The organism is Allobranchiibius sp. GilTou38 (assembly GCF_017565325.1).
In the GTDB taxonomy this organism is placed as follows: domain Bacteria; phylum Actinomycetota; class Actinomycetes; order Actinomycetales; family Dermatophilaceae; genus Allobranchiibius; species Allobranchiibius huperziae.
Genome location: NZ_JAGEKN010000009.1, coordinates 220,574 through 234,651 on the forward strand (window position 1 = coordinate 220,574; position 14,078 = coordinate 234,651).

16 protein-coding genes are annotated in these 14,078 nt (G+C 69.3%); 10 read left to right on the plus strand and 6 right to left on the minus strand.

All coding sequences use genetic code 11. The features are described 5' to 3' along the window. Positions 1–71: 71 nt before the first annotated feature. The gene (locus tag JOB34_RS13995) at positions 72–689 is read left to right on the plus strand and encodes a Pr6Pr family membrane protein (RefSeq protein WP_208053254.1); all 618 of its coding nucleotides are present in this window, start codon (positions 72–74) and stop codon (positions 687–689) included. A gap of 3 nt (positions 690–692) precedes the next feature. Here the strand turns inward: JOB34_RS13995 and JOB34_RS17920 are convergent, their stop codons facing one another. Continuing rightward, entirely contained in the window at positions 693–1,184 is a 492-nt protein-coding gene (locus tag JOB34_RS17920; RefSeq protein WP_208053255.1) for a DUF3253 domain-containing protein, read from the minus strand. Positions 1,185–1,246: 62 nt separating this feature from the next. Here JOB34_RS17920 and JOB34_RS14005 point away from each other — a divergent pair, with 62 nt between their 5' ends. The 3 genes from JOB34_RS14005 to JOB34_RS14015 all read left to right on the plus strand — a co-directional run bounded on the left by JOB34_RS14005 (position 1,247) and on the right by JOB34_RS14015 (position 5,086). Further along, positions 1,247–1,684, plus strand: a complete 438-nt coding sequence (locus JOB34_RS14005) for a hypothetical protein (protein ID WP_208053256.1) — start codon at positions 1,247–1,249, stop codon at positions 1,682–1,684. Between the two features lie 111 nt (positions 1,685–1,795). Then, the gene (locus tag JOB34_RS14010; protein ID WP_208053257.1) at positions 1,796–2,569 is read left to right on the plus strand and encodes a DinB family protein; all 774 of its coding nucleotides are present in this window, start codon (positions 1,796–1,798) and stop codon (positions 2,567–2,569) included. A gap of 171 nt (positions 2,570–2,740) precedes the next feature. Further along, positions 2,741–5,086 carry an immune inhibitor A domain-containing protein gene (locus JOB34_RS14015; protein WP_347813869.1) on the plus strand — a complete coding sequence of 782 codons (2,346 nt, stop codon included), beginning with the start codon at positions 2,741–2,743 and terminating at the stop codon, positions 5,084–5,086. A gap of 73 nt (positions 5,087–5,159) precedes the next feature. Here the strand turns inward: JOB34_RS14015 and JOB34_RS14020 are convergent, their stop codons facing one another. After that, positions 5,160–5,438, minus strand: a complete 279-nt coding sequence (locus JOB34_RS14020; RefSeq protein ID WP_208053258.1) for an excalibur calcium-binding domain-containing protein — start codon at positions 5,436–5,438, stop codon at positions 5,160–5,162. A gap of 125 nt (positions 5,439–5,563) precedes the next feature. Between JOB34_RS14020 and JOB34_RS14025 the strand changes: the two genes are divergently transcribed. From JOB34_RS14025 to crcB, 3 genes are read left to right on the plus strand one after another with little or no spacing between them, the layout of a single operon-like run. Further along, entirely contained in the window at positions 5,564–7,027 is a 1,464-nt protein-coding gene (locus JOB34_RS14025) for an MFS transporter (RefSeq protein WP_208053259.1), read from the plus strand. Further along, positions 7,024–7,524, plus strand: coding sequence for a CrcB family protein (locus tag JOB34_RS14030; protein WP_208053260.1), 501 nt, complete (start codon positions 7,024–7,026; stop codon positions 7,522–7,524). Before JOB34_RS14025 ends, JOB34_RS14030 begins: the two co-directional genes overlap by 4 nt. Next, positions 7,521–7,895, plus strand: coding sequence for a fluoride efflux transporter CrcB (crcB, locus tag JOB34_RS14035; protein ID WP_208053261.1), 375 nt, complete (start codon positions 7,521–7,523; stop codon positions 7,893–7,895). The genes JOB34_RS14030 and crcB overlap by 4 nt, the downstream gene beginning before the upstream one ends. Here crcB and JOB34_RS14040 read toward each other — a convergent pair. Next, positions 7,866–8,495, minus strand: coding sequence for a hypothetical protein (locus JOB34_RS14040; RefSeq protein ID WP_208053262.1), 630 nt, complete (start codon positions 8,493–8,495; stop codon positions 7,866–7,868). The genes crcB and JOB34_RS14040 overlap by 30 nt on opposite strands. A gap of 70 nt (positions 8,496–8,565) precedes the next feature. On the opposite strand from JOB34_RS14040, the gene panD reads away from it, so the two are divergent. After that, entirely contained in the window at positions 8,566–8,973 is a 408-nt protein-coding gene (gene panD, locus JOB34_RS14045; protein ID WP_179482368.1) for an aspartate 1-decarboxylase, read from the plus strand. A gap of 22 nt (positions 8,974–8,995) precedes the next feature. Here panD and JOB34_RS14050 read toward each other — a convergent pair whose 3' ends face one another. Next, positions 8,996–9,664 (minus strand): VIT family protein, encoded by a 669-nt coding sequence (locus JOB34_RS14050; RefSeq protein ID WP_243758147.1) that lies wholly within the window; start codon positions 9,662–9,664, stop codon positions 8,996–8,998. Positions 9,665–10,008: 344 nt separating this feature from the next. On the opposite strand from JOB34_RS14050, the gene JOB34_RS14055 reads away from it, so the two are divergent. Together JOB34_RS14055 and JOB34_RS14060 are read left to right on the plus strand one after the other, a co-directional pair. Further along, the gene (locus JOB34_RS14055) at positions 10,009–11,586 is read left to right on the plus strand and encodes an MFS transporter (RefSeq protein ID WP_347813874.1); all 1,578 of its coding nucleotides are present in this window, start codon (positions 10,009–10,011) and stop codon (positions 11,584–11,586) included. Next, complete coding sequence (locus JOB34_RS14060; RefSeq protein ID WP_347813870.1) at positions 11,583–12,026, plus strand: (deoxy)nucleoside triphosphate pyrophosphohydrolase; 444 nt, start codon at positions 11,583–11,585, stop codon at positions 12,024–12,026. The genes JOB34_RS14055 and JOB34_RS14060 overlap by 4 nt, the downstream gene beginning before the upstream one ends. 115 nt (positions 12,027–12,141) lie before the next feature. Here the strand turns inward: JOB34_RS14060 and JOB34_RS14065 are convergent, their stop codons facing one another. Then, positions 12,142–12,786: a response regulator transcription factor gene (locus JOB34_RS14065; protein WP_208053263.1), complete on the minus strand. Its 645-nt coding sequence runs from the start codon at positions 12,784–12,786 to the stop codon at positions 12,142–12,144. After that, positions 12,738–14,006: a sensor domain-containing protein gene (locus JOB34_RS14070; protein WP_208053264.1), complete on the minus strand. Its 1,269-nt coding sequence runs from the start codon at positions 14,004–14,006 to the stop codon at positions 12,738–12,740. The genes JOB34_RS14065 and JOB34_RS14070 overlap by 49 nt, the downstream gene beginning before the upstream one ends. Positions 14,007–14,078 lie beyond the last annotated feature (72 nt).

Consider the following 14,078-nt stretch of genomic DNA (forward strand, 5'->3'; position numbering starts at 1 on the left):
GGCTCCGGAGGCGCGGTGTGGCCAGTGAACATGTGATCCATCCGCAACGCCTGCTCACGGTGTGGCCGATTGTGACGATCAGAGTTCTGTTCGCGTTCCTGGGATTCAGTGCCCTGGTGACCGAGGTCGCGACTCTCGTCGCTCAGCACAGGTTCGGTGCCGGTGACTTCTTCAGTTACTTCACTGTCGAGGCCAATCTGCTCACGGTCATCAGCCTGATGCTGAGCGCGTTCGCGGCGGCGGGTCGGTGGTCGAGTCGCGGGCTGGAGTTGTACCGCGGTGCGGTGGCGTTCTTCATGACGACCGTGATCCTAATCTTCATCGTGCTGCTGTCGGGTTACCCGGCATCCGAGCTCACCGCCGTCCCGTGGGACAACACGGTCCTGCACTACATCATGCCGATCGTGGTGATCCTCGACTGGCTGCTGCTCACCGGTCGCCGGGCGATGTCGGTCCGGGCCGCGCTGGGGTGGCTGTTGGGACCACTGGCCTACCTCGTCTACAGCCTGGTGCGGGGCGGGATCGTCGGCTGGTATCCCTATCCGTTCATGGATCCGGGCCGACACGGCTACCTCGGCGTCGCAGTGACCTCGGTGGTCATCGCCGTCGTGTTGTCACTGCTCGCGGTCGCGCTGGCAGTCGCGCCACGGTGGACCGCACTGCGGGGCGCACCATCGACGGGGCAGTGATGCTCACCAGTTCGGGCCACGGGCCAGGCGCACCGGCCCGACCGCCGCGTCCAGGTCGACGTCCTGGCCGTGTTGGCGTACGACGACGACCCCGCCGGTAGCCAGCTCGCCTGCCACGGAGCGGGCGTCGTCCATCAGGTCGCGCCACGACTCACCACCCACGACCCGGGCGGCATCACTCGGGCAGATGGTCGCCTCCGCGTCGCGGTGACGAAGGAGCGTCCGCATCGTCGCGACGAGCCTCGTACGGCGGCCGTCGGGCGTCGGCTCCCACCACGGGTCGCCACGCTCACCGAGCGCGACCTTCGCGTCCTCTACCCGCGGGCGGGCGGACTCGGCGTCGGTACGCACATCGCGGCGGGCGCTCATCAACTCCGCCACCAGTTCCTTGCGCAGGGCGTCGGGGATGGCGGGATCGGTGGCCCGCCACTTACGACCGTCGACCACGATGTGGTGCCCGTCGTCGGTGAGCGGGGGAGGGTCGTTGTGCGGCACGCGTCCATTGTGCGTCGCTCCCACCCGGTGCCGGCGGCCCCGGCGGCTGGTAGGACTGGAGCGTGGCCCAGCGCAAGATCACCGAGGACAACCTCGGCGCCTGGGTGATCAAGTGCGACCCGCAGCAGCATGCGCGCGTCCGCCGCGCCCTGCTGGAGCACCGACAGCACATCGTGCGAGACTGGTGCGTCGCGGACAACTACCGCAGCCGAATGATGCGACCGGGCCACAAGGCGATCCTGTGGGTCTCCGCCGCGGGTGGCACGGTGACGCGCGGGATCGCCGGCGTGGGGTGGGTGAGCAGTGAAGCGCGAGGTGACGTGAGCCTGCACATTCCTCTGCTGCACGACACCGTGTCGGACGAGGAGCTGCGCGCCACCGGGATCGACGACTTGGAGGTGCAGCGCCTGCCGGTCGGGTCCAATCCGTCGTGGGTCTCCACGGCGCAGCTGGCGGACATCGAGAAGCTCCTCGACGGGTGGCCCGAGCAGGAGGGGTGAGCGGTCCACGAGTGTCCGCCGTTTCGTGCGGACGGGGGCACGAAATTGCGGACACCCACGACAAAATGCGAGCCACTGTCCGGTGTCGGTGGACGGTGGCAGGGTCTTTGCATGGGCGATTTCACAGATGTGCAGCTGGGTGGTTCGAGCTTCACGAGGGTCGGTCTGTCCGGGTCGCGGTTCGAGCAGGTCGACCTGAGCGGCGCGCGGATGCGCAACGTCTACCTGACGGGAGCGCGGCTCCGGGGCGTCGCCATGACCGATCTCGAGCTGGACGGCCTGGTGCGCAATGTGACCGTGAACGGCGTCGACGTCACGCCGTTCGTCGAGGCGGAGCTGGATCGGCGCTATCCGGAGCGCGCGAAGCTGCGGCCGACGGACGCCGACGGTTTCCGGGAGGCGTGGGGGGTGATCGAGGCGTCCTGGGCATCGACCGTCGCGCTCGCGCGGAGTCTCCCGCCGGAGCAACTGCACGAGCGGGTCGACGACGAGTGGTCCTTCATCGAGACGTTGCGGCATCTGGTCTTCGTCGTCGACGGGTGGGCAAAACACGCTGTCCTGCATGACCCGTCGCCCTTCGACCCCCTCGGCCTGCCCCACGACGAACACGACCCGAACGACCGCGGGGTGCCGAACGACCGCGCGGCGCGCCCGACGTTGGAGCAGCTGCTCGCTCTGCGTGCGGACCGGATGGCCGAGATGCGGGCGTTGTTCGCCGGGCTCACCGACGAGCATCTCGCGAGCGGCACCGATGTGACCGGCCCGGGCTACCCGGCGCCAGGTCGGTACGAGGTCCGGCGGTGCCTGCGGGCGGTGATCCACGAGGAGTGGGAGCACCGCCTGATCGCCGAGCGTGACCTGCGTGTCCTGCAGAGCCGGCTCTGACCGGCTCACGCTGAAGTACCGGCGAGTACACAGGAAACAGTCAGGAAAAGGTCAACTTTTTGTCAGTTTCCGCCTCGGGGCCGTCGCAGCCCTTCTAGATGACGGGTGCGTCAGCCGACACTGACGGCGCCCGCCGCTACATCCCGCGGCCGGCGACATCCAGGAGGAAACGTGAAGCGAACCGTGCTCATGACGGGAGCCTTGGCCGCGACGGCCCTGGCGCTGGCCCCGGGAGTGACCTACGCGGCATCGGCGGGAGGGGCCCCGACGTCGGGCGGCACATCGCCCAGCACCGTGGTCCGTCCGGACAACAAGCCGGATCCCCTGCAGAGCAAGCAGGCCGAGCTGCGGCGTACCGCGGTCGACCAGCTGATCAAGGGCGAGGCCAAGACCACCACCGTGAACGGCAAGCGGGTGATCGTCGTCGACGACGGCAAGCCAACGGCCGCTCAGCAGAAGGCGCGCGGCAGGAACGCGAAGGCAGCGAAGCCCAAGTACGTCGAGTACGACCCGCAGCAGACCGCCAACATCTTCACGGTGCTGACCGACTTCGGCACCAAGACCGACCCCACCGCCGGCGGCGTAGCGGGACCCCAGCACAACCAGATCCCCGAGCCGGACCGCACCATCGACGGCACAGCGTCGGACGACAACTCCACGTACTGGGAGAAGGACTTCAACCAGGCGCACTACAAGAACATGATGTTCGGGACCACGGGCGAGAGCTTCTCGAACTTCTACAAGTCCCAGTCCCAGGGCCGCTACAAGGCCCAGGGCGACGTGTCCGACTGGGTGACCGTGCCCTACAACGAGGCGCGCTACGGCTCCAACACCGGCTCGGAGGCCGACCGCTACTGGTCCTACATCGGCGACACGGCCACGAGTTGGTACACCGCTCAGAAGTCGGCCGGCAAGACCGACGCGCAGATCAAGACCGAGCTGAAGAAGTACGACGTCTGGGACCGCTACGACTACGACCACGACGGCGACTTCAACGAGCCCGACGGCTACATCGACCACTTCCAGGCGATCCACGCCGGCGAGGGCGAGGAGGCCGGCGGCGGCGCGCAGGGCGCGGACGCCATCTGGTCCCACCGCTGGGCCGTGCAGACCGGCGCCGGCAAGGCCGGCCCGACCGGCAACCTCAACGGCGGCACTCAGATCGGCAACACCGGCATCTGGATCCGCGACTACACCACCGAGCCGGAGAACGGCGGCCTCGGCGTCTTCGCGCACGAGTACGGCCACGACCTGGGCCTGCCCGACCTCTACGACACCACCAACACCAGCACCAACAGCGTGTCGTTCTGGAGCCTGATGAACAGCGGTTCGTGGCTCAATCACGGCGGCAACGCGATCGGGACCACCCCGGGTTACATGGGCGCGTGGGAGAAGACCCAGCTCGGCTGGTCCGACACCCAGACCGTGCGCTACGGCAACTCCGGCAAGGTCTCGCTCGGCCCGGCCGACCAGGACAGCGCCACCAAGCCCCAGACGCTGGCGATCTCGTTGCCGGACAAGACGATCGCCACGAAGTACAACACCCCGAAGACGGGCTCGTACGAGTGGTGGTCGGGGCGTGACGACGACCTCAACAACAGCCTCACGCGGTCGGTCGACCTGACCGGGGCGACGTCCGGGAAGATCTCGGCCTCGGCCTGGTACGACATCGAGGCCGACTACGACTACCTCTACGGGCAGGTGTCCACCGACGGCGGCGCCACCTGGACCAACGTGGGCGCGCCGGTGACCGGCACCAGCACGGGGTGGAGCACGGTCTCCTACGACCTCACGCCGTACGCCGGCAAGAAGCTCACCTTCCGCTTCCTCTACCAGACCGACGGCGGCACGAACGGCGCCGGCGCGTTCCTCGACGACATCGCGACCACGGTCGGCACCACCACGACCACGGACGGCGCGGAGTCGGCGAGCTCGGTCTGGACACCGGCGGGCTTCACCCGGATGAACGGCACCGACACCCGCGTGGCGACCAACTACTACCTGGCCGAGTCTCGTCGCTACAGCGGATACGACACCACGCTCAAGCAGGGCCCGTACAACTTCGGTTTCGGACCCCGCCGCCCCGACGTGGTCGAGCACTTCCCTTACCAGGACGGCGTGCTCATCTGGTACGTCAACAACGAGTTCAAGGACAACAACACCTCCGCCCACCCCGGTGGGGGACTGGTGCTGCCCGTCGACGCGCACGCCGCCCCGATGGTGTGGCCGGACGGGGTCGCGGTGAACAACAGGATCCAGCCGTACGACGCGACGTTCGGCCTGGACCGCACCGACGCCTTCACCCTGCACAAGCAGGGTCTGGCGGCGAAGGTGCCCTCGCGGCCGGCCGTGTCGATGTTCGACGACACCAACCCCAACGCCTACTACTACGCGGCCAACCCGGCCGGGTCGGTGAAGGTCGCTGGATCGGGCACCCGGATCAAGGTGTCCTCGAAGCAGGGTGACGGCTACTCCCTGGCGGTGTCGTTCCCGACCGGATCGATGCGCAGGCAGTAACCCGCCCGACGTCGAGTGTCCGCAGTTCCGTGTGCACGTACGCACGGAACTGCGGACACTCGCGCGTGGTGGGTCAGGCCTTCTCGCAGGCGATGCCGTCGTGGTCGCGATCGGACTTGGTGTTCTTGTTGTAGACCGCCGTGTTCACGGTGAAGTTGGTCACGCGTTTGCCCGCGGTCTTGTCCACTGCGCCCTTACGGCCGACGCCGTGCTTGTAGACCTTGTTGAGCGCCGTGCAGTTGGCGTACGTCTTCGGTGCCGCAGCGGCGTGAGCAGGCGAAACGACGGCGAATCCGGCTCCGCTCAGCAATGTGGCAGCAGTGAGGAGCGCAGGGATCTTCGCGAGAGGCATGAGCGAAGTGTGCCTGACGGCGGGGGTTCGGAGTGCCCGAACGGCCGTCTGGATCGCGCTCACTCGATTCTCACGAGAATGGGACCCGCGGGTAACGTCGAGGGTTGCCTATGTGAGGGGGTCAGATGATTCAGCTGGGCGACGAACAGCAGTGGACCGCCGACGAGGTGACGGTGACCGACAACTCGACCGTCCGCCGGGCCATCGGCGCGGCCGCGATCGGCAACATCACCGAGTGGTACGACTTCGGCGTCTACGCCTACTTCGAGCCCACGATCCAGAAGGTCTTCTTCGACGACCTCCCGAAGACCACAGGGACGATCCTGACCTTCGGATTGTTCGCGGTGGCCTTCCTGGTTCGCCCCTTCGGTGGCCTGTTCTTCGGCCCGCTCGCCGACCGGATCGGTCGCAACAAGGTCCTCGCCACGACCATGATCATGATGGCCGCCGGCACCTTCGTCATCGGAGTCATCCCCAGCGAGAGCTCGATCGGGCTGTGGGCGCCGTTCATGCTGCTGGTCGCCCGGCTCATCCAGGGCTTCTCCACCGGTGGTGAGTACGGCAACGCGATGACCTTCATCGCCGAGTACGCGCCGGACCGCAAACGCGGATTCCTCGGCAGCTGGCTGGAGTTCGGCACCTTCACCGGCTACCTGCTCGGCGCAACGCTCGTCACGGTCGCGGGTGGCGTGCTGTCGGAGCACCAGCTGCTGACCTGGGGCTGGCGCATCCCGTTCTTCGTGGCCCTTCCCCTCGGCCTGATCGGGGTCTACCTGCGGTCCCGCCTCGCCGACACCCCGGCGTTCGCCGCGATGGAGGCCAGGGCCGATGAGGACGAAAAGGAGCGCAGCACGGGCGGCGAGCTCGGCGCGATCTTCAAGCTGTGGCCCTCGCTGCTGGTGTGCGTGGCGCTGGTGCTCGCGTGGAACATCCCCAACTACATGCTGACGTCGTACATGCCGACGTACCTGACGACCACCGTGCCGGACAAGACCGGCGGCGGTCTCTCCGACCTGACCTCGCAGATCCTGCAGATCGTCGTGATCGCGGTGCTGCTGGTCTTCATCCCGATGTTCGGGCGTCTCTCGGACCGGATCGGCCGTAAGCCCATCGCGCTGACCGGCGCGATCGGGCTGATCGTGCTCTCGCTGCCGGCGGTGGTGCTGGCTCGCGCCGGGTCCTCGGTGTCGTCGTTCTTCGGGCTTCTGATCATGGGCCTATTGCTCATCTGCTTCAGTTCCACCATGCCGTCCACGCTGCCGTCGCTCTTCCCAACCCCGTTACGCGCGGGCGGGCTGTCGATCGGGTTCAACGTCGCCATCTCCCTCTTCGGCGGCACCACGGCGCTGGTCGTCGGAGCGCTGGTCAGCGCGACCGGCGACCTCGACTGGCCGGCGTACTACCTGATCGCCACCGGCGTGATCGGCGCCGTCGCGGTCTACCTGCTGCCCGAGTCGAACGCGCGCCACCTGTGGGGTTCGGCACCGGCGGTCGAGGCACGCTCGGAGATCAAGGGTCTGGTCGAGGACGACGAGGTGCCGGTGCTGGCCGCCGCCGGCAGTCCTGGCGCGGGTGGTTCCGCGGTATGAGCAGACCCGCCGACGCCGCCCGGGCGGCTCTGCGGAACCCCTGGCTGCCCGAGGACCCCGATGTCGACCTCAACGACGACGGGCGTCCCGTACACCTGCGCGCGAGATACGCGGCGTACGTCGCGCTCGGGGGTTTCGTCGGGACCGGCGTCCGCGAGGCGCTGAGCCTGTGGTTCCCCACGCCCGCTGACCGGGTCAATTGGACGATCCTGGCGATCAACGTGTCCGGGGCGTTCCTGCTCGGCGCGTTGACGCAGTTGCTCGCGGGCCGCGGCCCTGATCACGGACGCCGGCGGACCGTCCGGCTGCTCCTCGGGACCGGCGTGCTCGGCGGTTTCACGACCTACAGCACCTTCGCCGACGGGGCCGCCCAGCTGATCCGGGAGAACGAGCCGGGCATGGCGATCGGGTACTGCGGGCTGACCGTCGGTGTGGGCCTGCTCGCGTCTTTCGCGGGAATTGCCGCGGCCCAGCGGGCACATCGGGTGCGCCGATGAGCGTCGGCACCTATCTGTTGCTGTGCGCGGGCGGTGGCGTCGGAGCGGTGCTGCGGTTCGTGATCGACGGACTGGTCAAGGCGCGAGTCCGCACCCACACGCCGGTCGGCACCATGCTCATCAACCTCACCGGCTGCCTCGCGCTCGGGGTGCTCGCCGGCCTGGCGCAGCGCGGCGCACTCGGGTCCGACGCGCTCGCCGTGCTCGGCACCGGTGTGCTCGGCGGTTACACCACCTTCAGCACGGCCAGCTTCGAAACAGCGCGACTCCTACAGGACGGCCGGCGCGGTCCCGCCGTGTGGAGCGGACTGGGGACGTTGCTCGGCGGGGTCGCGTTGGCGTCACTGGGTCTGTGGCTGGGCCTTCGCTGACCGCTCGATCACCGTCGTCACGATCGTGGTCACCGCCGGCCGGGCCGGCGCGGAACCGAACCCGAACGACACCGCCGGGCTGACCGGCGCCAACTCGCCCAGGTCACGGCCGGCGTACTCACCCGACACGCGCACGAGCTCGTGCATGTCGCGGGCTCCGTAGAACTCCCGCCGCCCGGCGCGCGCCGTGCCTGCGGTGCGGACCCCGCGCATGACGACGCGGGCCACCGGGTCGATCAGCCGACTCCACGCGGGAGCCGTCGCGAGGCGCGCGGGCACAGCACGCAGCAGCCTGCCGATCGCCGTACGTCGCCCGACGGCCCACGCGATCGACAGGTCATCGGCGGTGAGCCGGACGGTCTCGCCGTCCGTCACCACCGTCACGGGGGTGATGCTCACTTCGTCGAACTCGTAGGTCTGCTCGATGAATTCGGCGACCTGCGCCGTCGGTGCCAGCAGCCGGCGGTGCCCCTCGCTCGTCTGCAGCATGACGTCGTCGAAGCTGCCGTACGGCGTGTCGCGCCACTGGCCGACGACCACGCGGACGCCGCTGGTCGTACCGATGCCGGTGATGGTGCCGTGAAAACGCGCTCTGGTCATGGTGACTCCACTATGACCGTGCACGGGTCTCCGGCCGGATGGTGGGGGCGGGTCGGGGACAATCGCGGGCATGCAGCGCACGATGATGAAGTCGAAGATCCACCGGGCCACGGTGACGCACGCCGACCTGCACTACGTCGGGTCGTTGACGGTGTCGGCCGACCTGATGCGCGCGGCCGACCTGCTCGAGGGGGAGAAGGTCGACATCGTCGACATCGACAACGGCAACCGGCTCTCGACGTACGTCATCGAAGGCCCGGCCGGCGAGGGCCGGATCGGCATCAACGGGGCGGCCGCCCGACTGGTCAGTCCCGGCGACCTGGTCATCGTGATCGGTTACGGCCAGTACGACGACGCCGAGGCTGCCCTCATGACCCCGAGTGTGGTCTTCGTCGACGAGACCAACCGGATCGTCGACCTCGGCTCGGACCCGGCGTGGGCGCCGCAGGACGCCGGCCTGCTCGACCCGCGGGGCTGACCCGCCCCCCGTGCGGCGAAGATCAGATCACTCCGCCGACCAGGTGGCCCACCGCGTAGGTGATGACCATCGCGATCGCACCACCACCCACGTTGCGCAGGACGGCGGCCCGCCGCGGCGCCCCACCGAGGTCGGCGCTGACCCTGCCGGTGACCGCCAGCGCGATCAGCACGGCGACGAAGGTCACCGGTACCCGCCACGAGTGACCCGGCACCAGGATCGCGATGACCGGCAGCAGGGCGCCGACGAAGAACGCCAGCAGCGATGCGAACGCCGCGTGCCAGGGATTGGTGAGCTCGTCCGGGTCGATCCCGAGCTCGATCTCGGCGTGCGCGCCGAGCGCGTCGTGCTCGGTGAGGTGGTGGGCGACCTGCTCGGCCAGCGGCCGGGGCAGCCCCCTGCTCTCGTACATCCCGGTGAGCTCCTCCAGCTCCTCCTCCGGCATCTCGCGCAGCTCCGTGCGCTCCTTCTCCAGCAGCGCCTGCTCGGTGTCGCGCTGGGTACTGACCGACACGTATTCGCCGGTCGCCATGCTGAGCGCACCCGCGACCAGTCCGGCGACGCCCGCAACGACGATGGGTTGTCGGCCGGTGGTCGCGCCCGCGACGCCCACGACGATGCCCGCGACACTGACGATGCCGTCGTTCGCACCGAGCACGCCCGCGCGCAGCCAGTTCAGCCGGCCGGCCATGCTCGCGTCGTGCGGTTCGGCGGCGTGCGGCTGGTAGGCCGGGACGTCGTTCATGGCGATCTCGCCCGGCGGGTGCGTGCCGTCGGGGGAGGCCAGGCGCTCGGCGTCGGTCATGGTCGGTTCCTCCTGCAGGGAAGTGCTCTTCTGCCTTTACGGTGCCTGCGCCCCGCGGTGCTGTCCACGCAGGTGAGGCTGCTCTTGCCTCGCGGCCGGAGACCGCCCTGCGCGCGGCGATCGAATATTCTGGAACGGCACGAGCGCCGTACGGCGGTGGCCCTCGCCCGTCACGGCGTACCGCAGGGGTAGCACGGGAGGAGCGGCACGTGGCAGACACGCCGGACCAGATCACGCTCACCAAGAGCCAGACACGCCGTCAGGCCAACGCCGAGGGGTTCAGCCCCTGGCCCGCCCTGATCGCGCTGTGCGTCGGCTTCTTCATGATCCTGGTCGACTCCACGATCGTGTCGGTGGCGACGCCCGACATCATCAGCAGCCTGCACAGCGACATCAACGACGTGGTGTGGGTGACCAGTGCCTATCTGCTCGCGTACGCCGTGCCGCTGCTCATCACCGGCCGGCTGGGTGACCGCTACGGACCGAAGAACGTCTACCTGGTGGGCCTGGCGATCTTCACGCTGGCGTCGCTGTGGTGCGGCCTGACCGGCAGCATCGGCACGTTGATCGTGGCGCGGGTCTTCCAGGGCCTCGGGGCCGCGCTGCTCGCGCCGCAGACCATGTCGGTCATCACCCGGATCTTCCCCGCCGAACGTCGCGGTCAGGCGATGGGCTTCTGGGGCGCGGTCGCCGGTGTCGCGACGCTCGCGGGCCCGATCCTCGGCGGGGTGCTGGTCGACCAGCTCAGCTGGGAGTGGATCTTCTTCATCAACGTCCCGGTGGGGGTCATCGGGTTCGGGCTGGCCATGTGGCTGGTGCCGAGCCTGCCGGTGCACAGCCACCGCTTCGACTGGCTCGGGGTGGGGCTGTCGGGGGTCGGCATGTTCCTGCTGGTCTTCGGGATCCAGGAGGGCCACGAATACCACTGGGGCACCATCACCGGGATCATCTCGGTGCCCCTGCTGATCGTCCTCGGCGTGCTCGTCCTCGCCGGATTCGTGATGTGGCAGCGCTTCAACAAGGCCGAGCCGCTCGTGCCGCTGGTGCTCTTCACCGACCGCAACTTCAGCCTCGCCAACGTCGGGATCTCCGTGGTCGGCTTCGTGATCACCGCCATGGTCTTCCCGTTCATGCTCTACGCGCAGGCCGTCCGCGGCCTGACGCCGACGAGGGCCGCGCTGCTGCTCGTCCCGATGGCCCTGGTGACGTTGCTGCTGTCGCCGGTCGTGGGCAAGTTGGTCGACAGGTACCACCCGAGCCTGATCGCGGGCTTCGGCCTCACCTGCCTCTGCGTGGCGGTGGCGTGGCTGGGGTACATCCTGCGACCCGGCACGCACATCTGGACCCTGCTCCTTCCGATGGTGGTCCTCGGCCTCGCCAACGCCTTCATGTGGGCACCGCTGTCGGTGACGGCCACCCGGATGCTCCCGCCGCAGAACGCCGGTGCCGGTGCGGGTGTCTACAACACGACCCGTCAGGTGGGTGCGGTCCTCGGCAGTGCGGCGATCGCCTCGCTGATGGAGTCCCGGCTGACGTCGCACTTCGGTGCCCGCGGCGCCGCGCTCTCGGGCGGCGCGCAGACTCCCGGCAAATCGCTGCCCGCGGCCGTGCAGTCCGGGTTCGCCCGGGCGATGGGCGAGTCGCTCTATCTGCCAGCGCTGTTGGCAGTGGTGGCGATCGTCGCGGTCGCGTTCTTCACCAACCCGCACGCCCGCCGGGGAGCGCACGCCGCGCGTGGGTCGAGCGCTGCGAGTTCGCGCGCCGGCGCCGGTTCCGCGGATCGCACTCCCGCGCACATCGCGACGTGACCGACGCGGCCGCACAGCCGATCACCCGGTTGGTGGTCGGCGCGGCGATCGTCGACGACCTGACCCACCCCACGGTCCTCTTGGCGGCCCGGCGTACGGCGCCCAGCGCGCTCGCGGGCGGGTGGGAGTTCCCCGGCGGCAAGGTGGAGCAGGACGAGTCGCTCGAGGCGGCCCTGCATCGAGAGCTCGCCGAGGAGTTGGACGTCACCGTCGAGCTCGGCGAGCAGGTGACCGGCCCGGTCGCCCTGGGCGACGCCACCGGCTGGCCCCTGAAGCCGGGGTTCGTGATGCAGGTGCGCTTCGCGCGGATCACCACCGGCACCATGCGGCTGGTCGATCACGACCAGGTCCGCTGGCTGACGCCGGCCCAGTTGTACGACGTCCCGTGGCTGCCCGCCGATCTGCCCATCGTGGACGCGATCAGGGCTCTGCTGCACTGACCCGTTTTGCGTCGGTGGTGGGGTTTTGCGTTTGTGGCCAGGGCTGCAGCCCTGGCCACAAACGCAAATCGCGCACCTCGTCGTGCGCTCGGCGCCGACGGGGTGCCGCGCGGGGTCAGCCGCGCAGGTAGGTGAGCACCGCCAGGACCCGCCGGTTGTCGTCGGCGTCGATGGGCAGATCGAGCTTCGTGAAGATGGAGTTGGTGTGTTTACTGACCGATCGTTCGGTCACGAAGAGTGCACCGGCGATCGCCGCGTTCGAGCGGCCTTGGGCCATCAGTTCCAGGACCTCGCGCTCGCGGGCGGTGAGCCGGTCGACCGGGGTCCCTGCCCGTTGCCGGGTCAGTAGCTGGCGCACCACGTCGGGATCCAGCACGGTCCCACCGGCGGCCACCCTCCGTACGGTGTCGATGAACCCCGCGACGTCGGAGACACGGTCCTTCAGCAGATAGCCGACCCCGCCCGAGCCGGAGTCGAGCAGCTCCTGTGCGTAGAGCTGCTCGACGTACTGCGAGAGCACCAGCACCGGCAGGTCGGGCAGCTGAGCGCGCGCCTCGATGGCGACTCTCAGTCCGTCATCGGTGAAGGTCGGCGGCATCCGGACGTCGACGATCGCGATGTCGGGTCGCTCGGTGAGCAGTGCCCGGGACAGAGCCGGCGCGTTGTCCACGGCCTGCACGACGTCGATGTCGTACGCAGTGAGGATGCGGGTCAGTCCGTCGCGAAGGAGCGCGTTGTCCTCCCCGACGACGGCTCGCACGGCACCTCCATCTCGATCCTCGTGCCCGCGCCGGGCGGGCTGGTCACGCTCATCATGCCGTCGAACGCCGCGAGCCGCCGTGCGACACCGCGCAGACCCGCCCCGTCGGCCGCCGCGCCACCGACCCCGTCGTCGCCGACCTCGACGCGGATCGCTCGGGGGGTGCGCCGCAGGCAGACCCACGCCTGGCCGGCGTGCGCGTGCTTCAGGATGTTGGCCAGGCATTCGCTGGTGGCGAAGTAGAGCGCCGACTCCAGAGGCGGCGAAAGGCGTTCGCCTGGTTCGAGATCGAGGGAGACCGCGAGTGGGAGGTCTGCGACCAACGCGCTGATCGCACTCGGGTAGCCGCGATCGGCGAGCACCGGTGGATAGATGCCACGCACGACCGATCGGATGTCGGCGAGCGCCGTGTGCGCGTTCGCGCGAGCTTCGGCGATCAGGCCGGCCGCCGCCTGCGGATCCCGCAGCGCGAGTTGCTCGGCCAGACCCAGCTCCATGCCCAGAGCGGCCAGCCGGGCCTGCGGGCCGTCATGCAGGTCACGCTCGATGCGGCGCAGCTCGGCGGCCGCCGCGTCGACGGTGCTGGTGCGCGAAGCGGTCACCCTTTCGACCCGTTCCTCGAGGGCCGCGGTGCGCGAGTCGGCGATGATCGATGCGTCCATCAGGAGACGCCACCGGGTGAGGGCCGGTGTGAGCCAACGCATCCCGGCGATCCCTGCCAGCACGCTCACGACGGTGAAGACGGCTCCGCGCACCGGGTCCGCGACGTGCAGGAAGTGATACGGCTGCGGAAGATCCGCCGGGAGCGATCGCCACAGGAAGTACCACGTGATGCTCCAGACCGGGTAGAGGACGACGGCCAGCGCGACGACCGAGACGATCGCGCCGACGGTGCAGGTGAAGAGCGCCCACGCGGCGTCGGCCCACCGCGCTCGGTCGGTGAACCAGCGGCGGACCCGGGCGACCGGTGCCAGGCCCCGCGTGTCGGCGTACGCGCGGGCGACCGGTTCGCCGAGGCCCGCGGTGACCAGGCGACGCTGCACCCCGGCGAGCTGTCGCAGGAGCACGAGGGTCACGGCCAGGATGAACAGACCGACGATCGCCACGGACGATGCGATCCCCGCCACGGTCAGCCCCACGAGTGCAAGAGCCGGCAGCGTCATCACCAGGCTCGCGAGGTTGAGCCCGATCGACGCGAGGAGGCCGGGTCGTCGGTTCATCCGACCATCGTCGCCGAATCCGGGCCGCACGGCGGTGCACTCAGGTCCCCGACCTGCGGACCTCGGGGGTGC

Bases quoted from the DNA above. Each gene is read 5' to 3' on its own strand.
- JOB34_RS14010 (WP_208053257.1), top strand. From the start codon at position 1,796: ATGGGCGATTTCACAGATGTGCAGCTGGGTGGTTCGAGCTTCACGAGG.
- JOB34_RS14025 (WP_208053259.1), top strand. From the start codon at position 5,564: ATGATTCAGCTGGGCGACGAACAGCAGTGGACCGCCGACGAGGTGACG.
- JOB34_RS14040 (WP_208053262.1), bottom strand. From the start codon at position 8,495: ATGACCAGAGCGCGTTTTCACGGCACCATCACCGGCATCGGTACGACC.
- JOB34_RS14030 (WP_208053260.1), top strand. From the start codon at position 7,024: ATGAGCAGACCCGCCGACGCCGCCCGGGCGGCTCTGCGGAACCCCTGG.
- crcB (WP_208053261.1), top strand. From the start codon at position 7,521: ATGAGCGTCGGCACCTATCTGTTGCTGTGCGCGGGCGGTGGCGTCGGA.
- panD (WP_179482368.1), top strand. From the start codon at position 8,566: ATGCAGCGCACGATGATGAAGTCGAAGATCCACCGGGCCACGGTGACG.
- JOB34_RS14020 (WP_208053258.1), bottom strand. From the start codon at position 5,438: ATGCCTCTCGCGAAGATCCCTGCGCTCCTCACTGCTGCCACATTGCTG.
- JOB34_RS14050 (WP_243758147.1), bottom strand. From the start codon at position 9,664: ATGGCCGGCCGGCTGAACTGGCTGCGCGCGGGCGTGCTCGGTGCGAAC.
- JOB34_RS14070 (WP_208053264.1), bottom strand. From the start codon at position 14,006: ATGAACCGACGACCCGGCCTCCTCGCGTCGATCGGGCTCAACCTCGCG.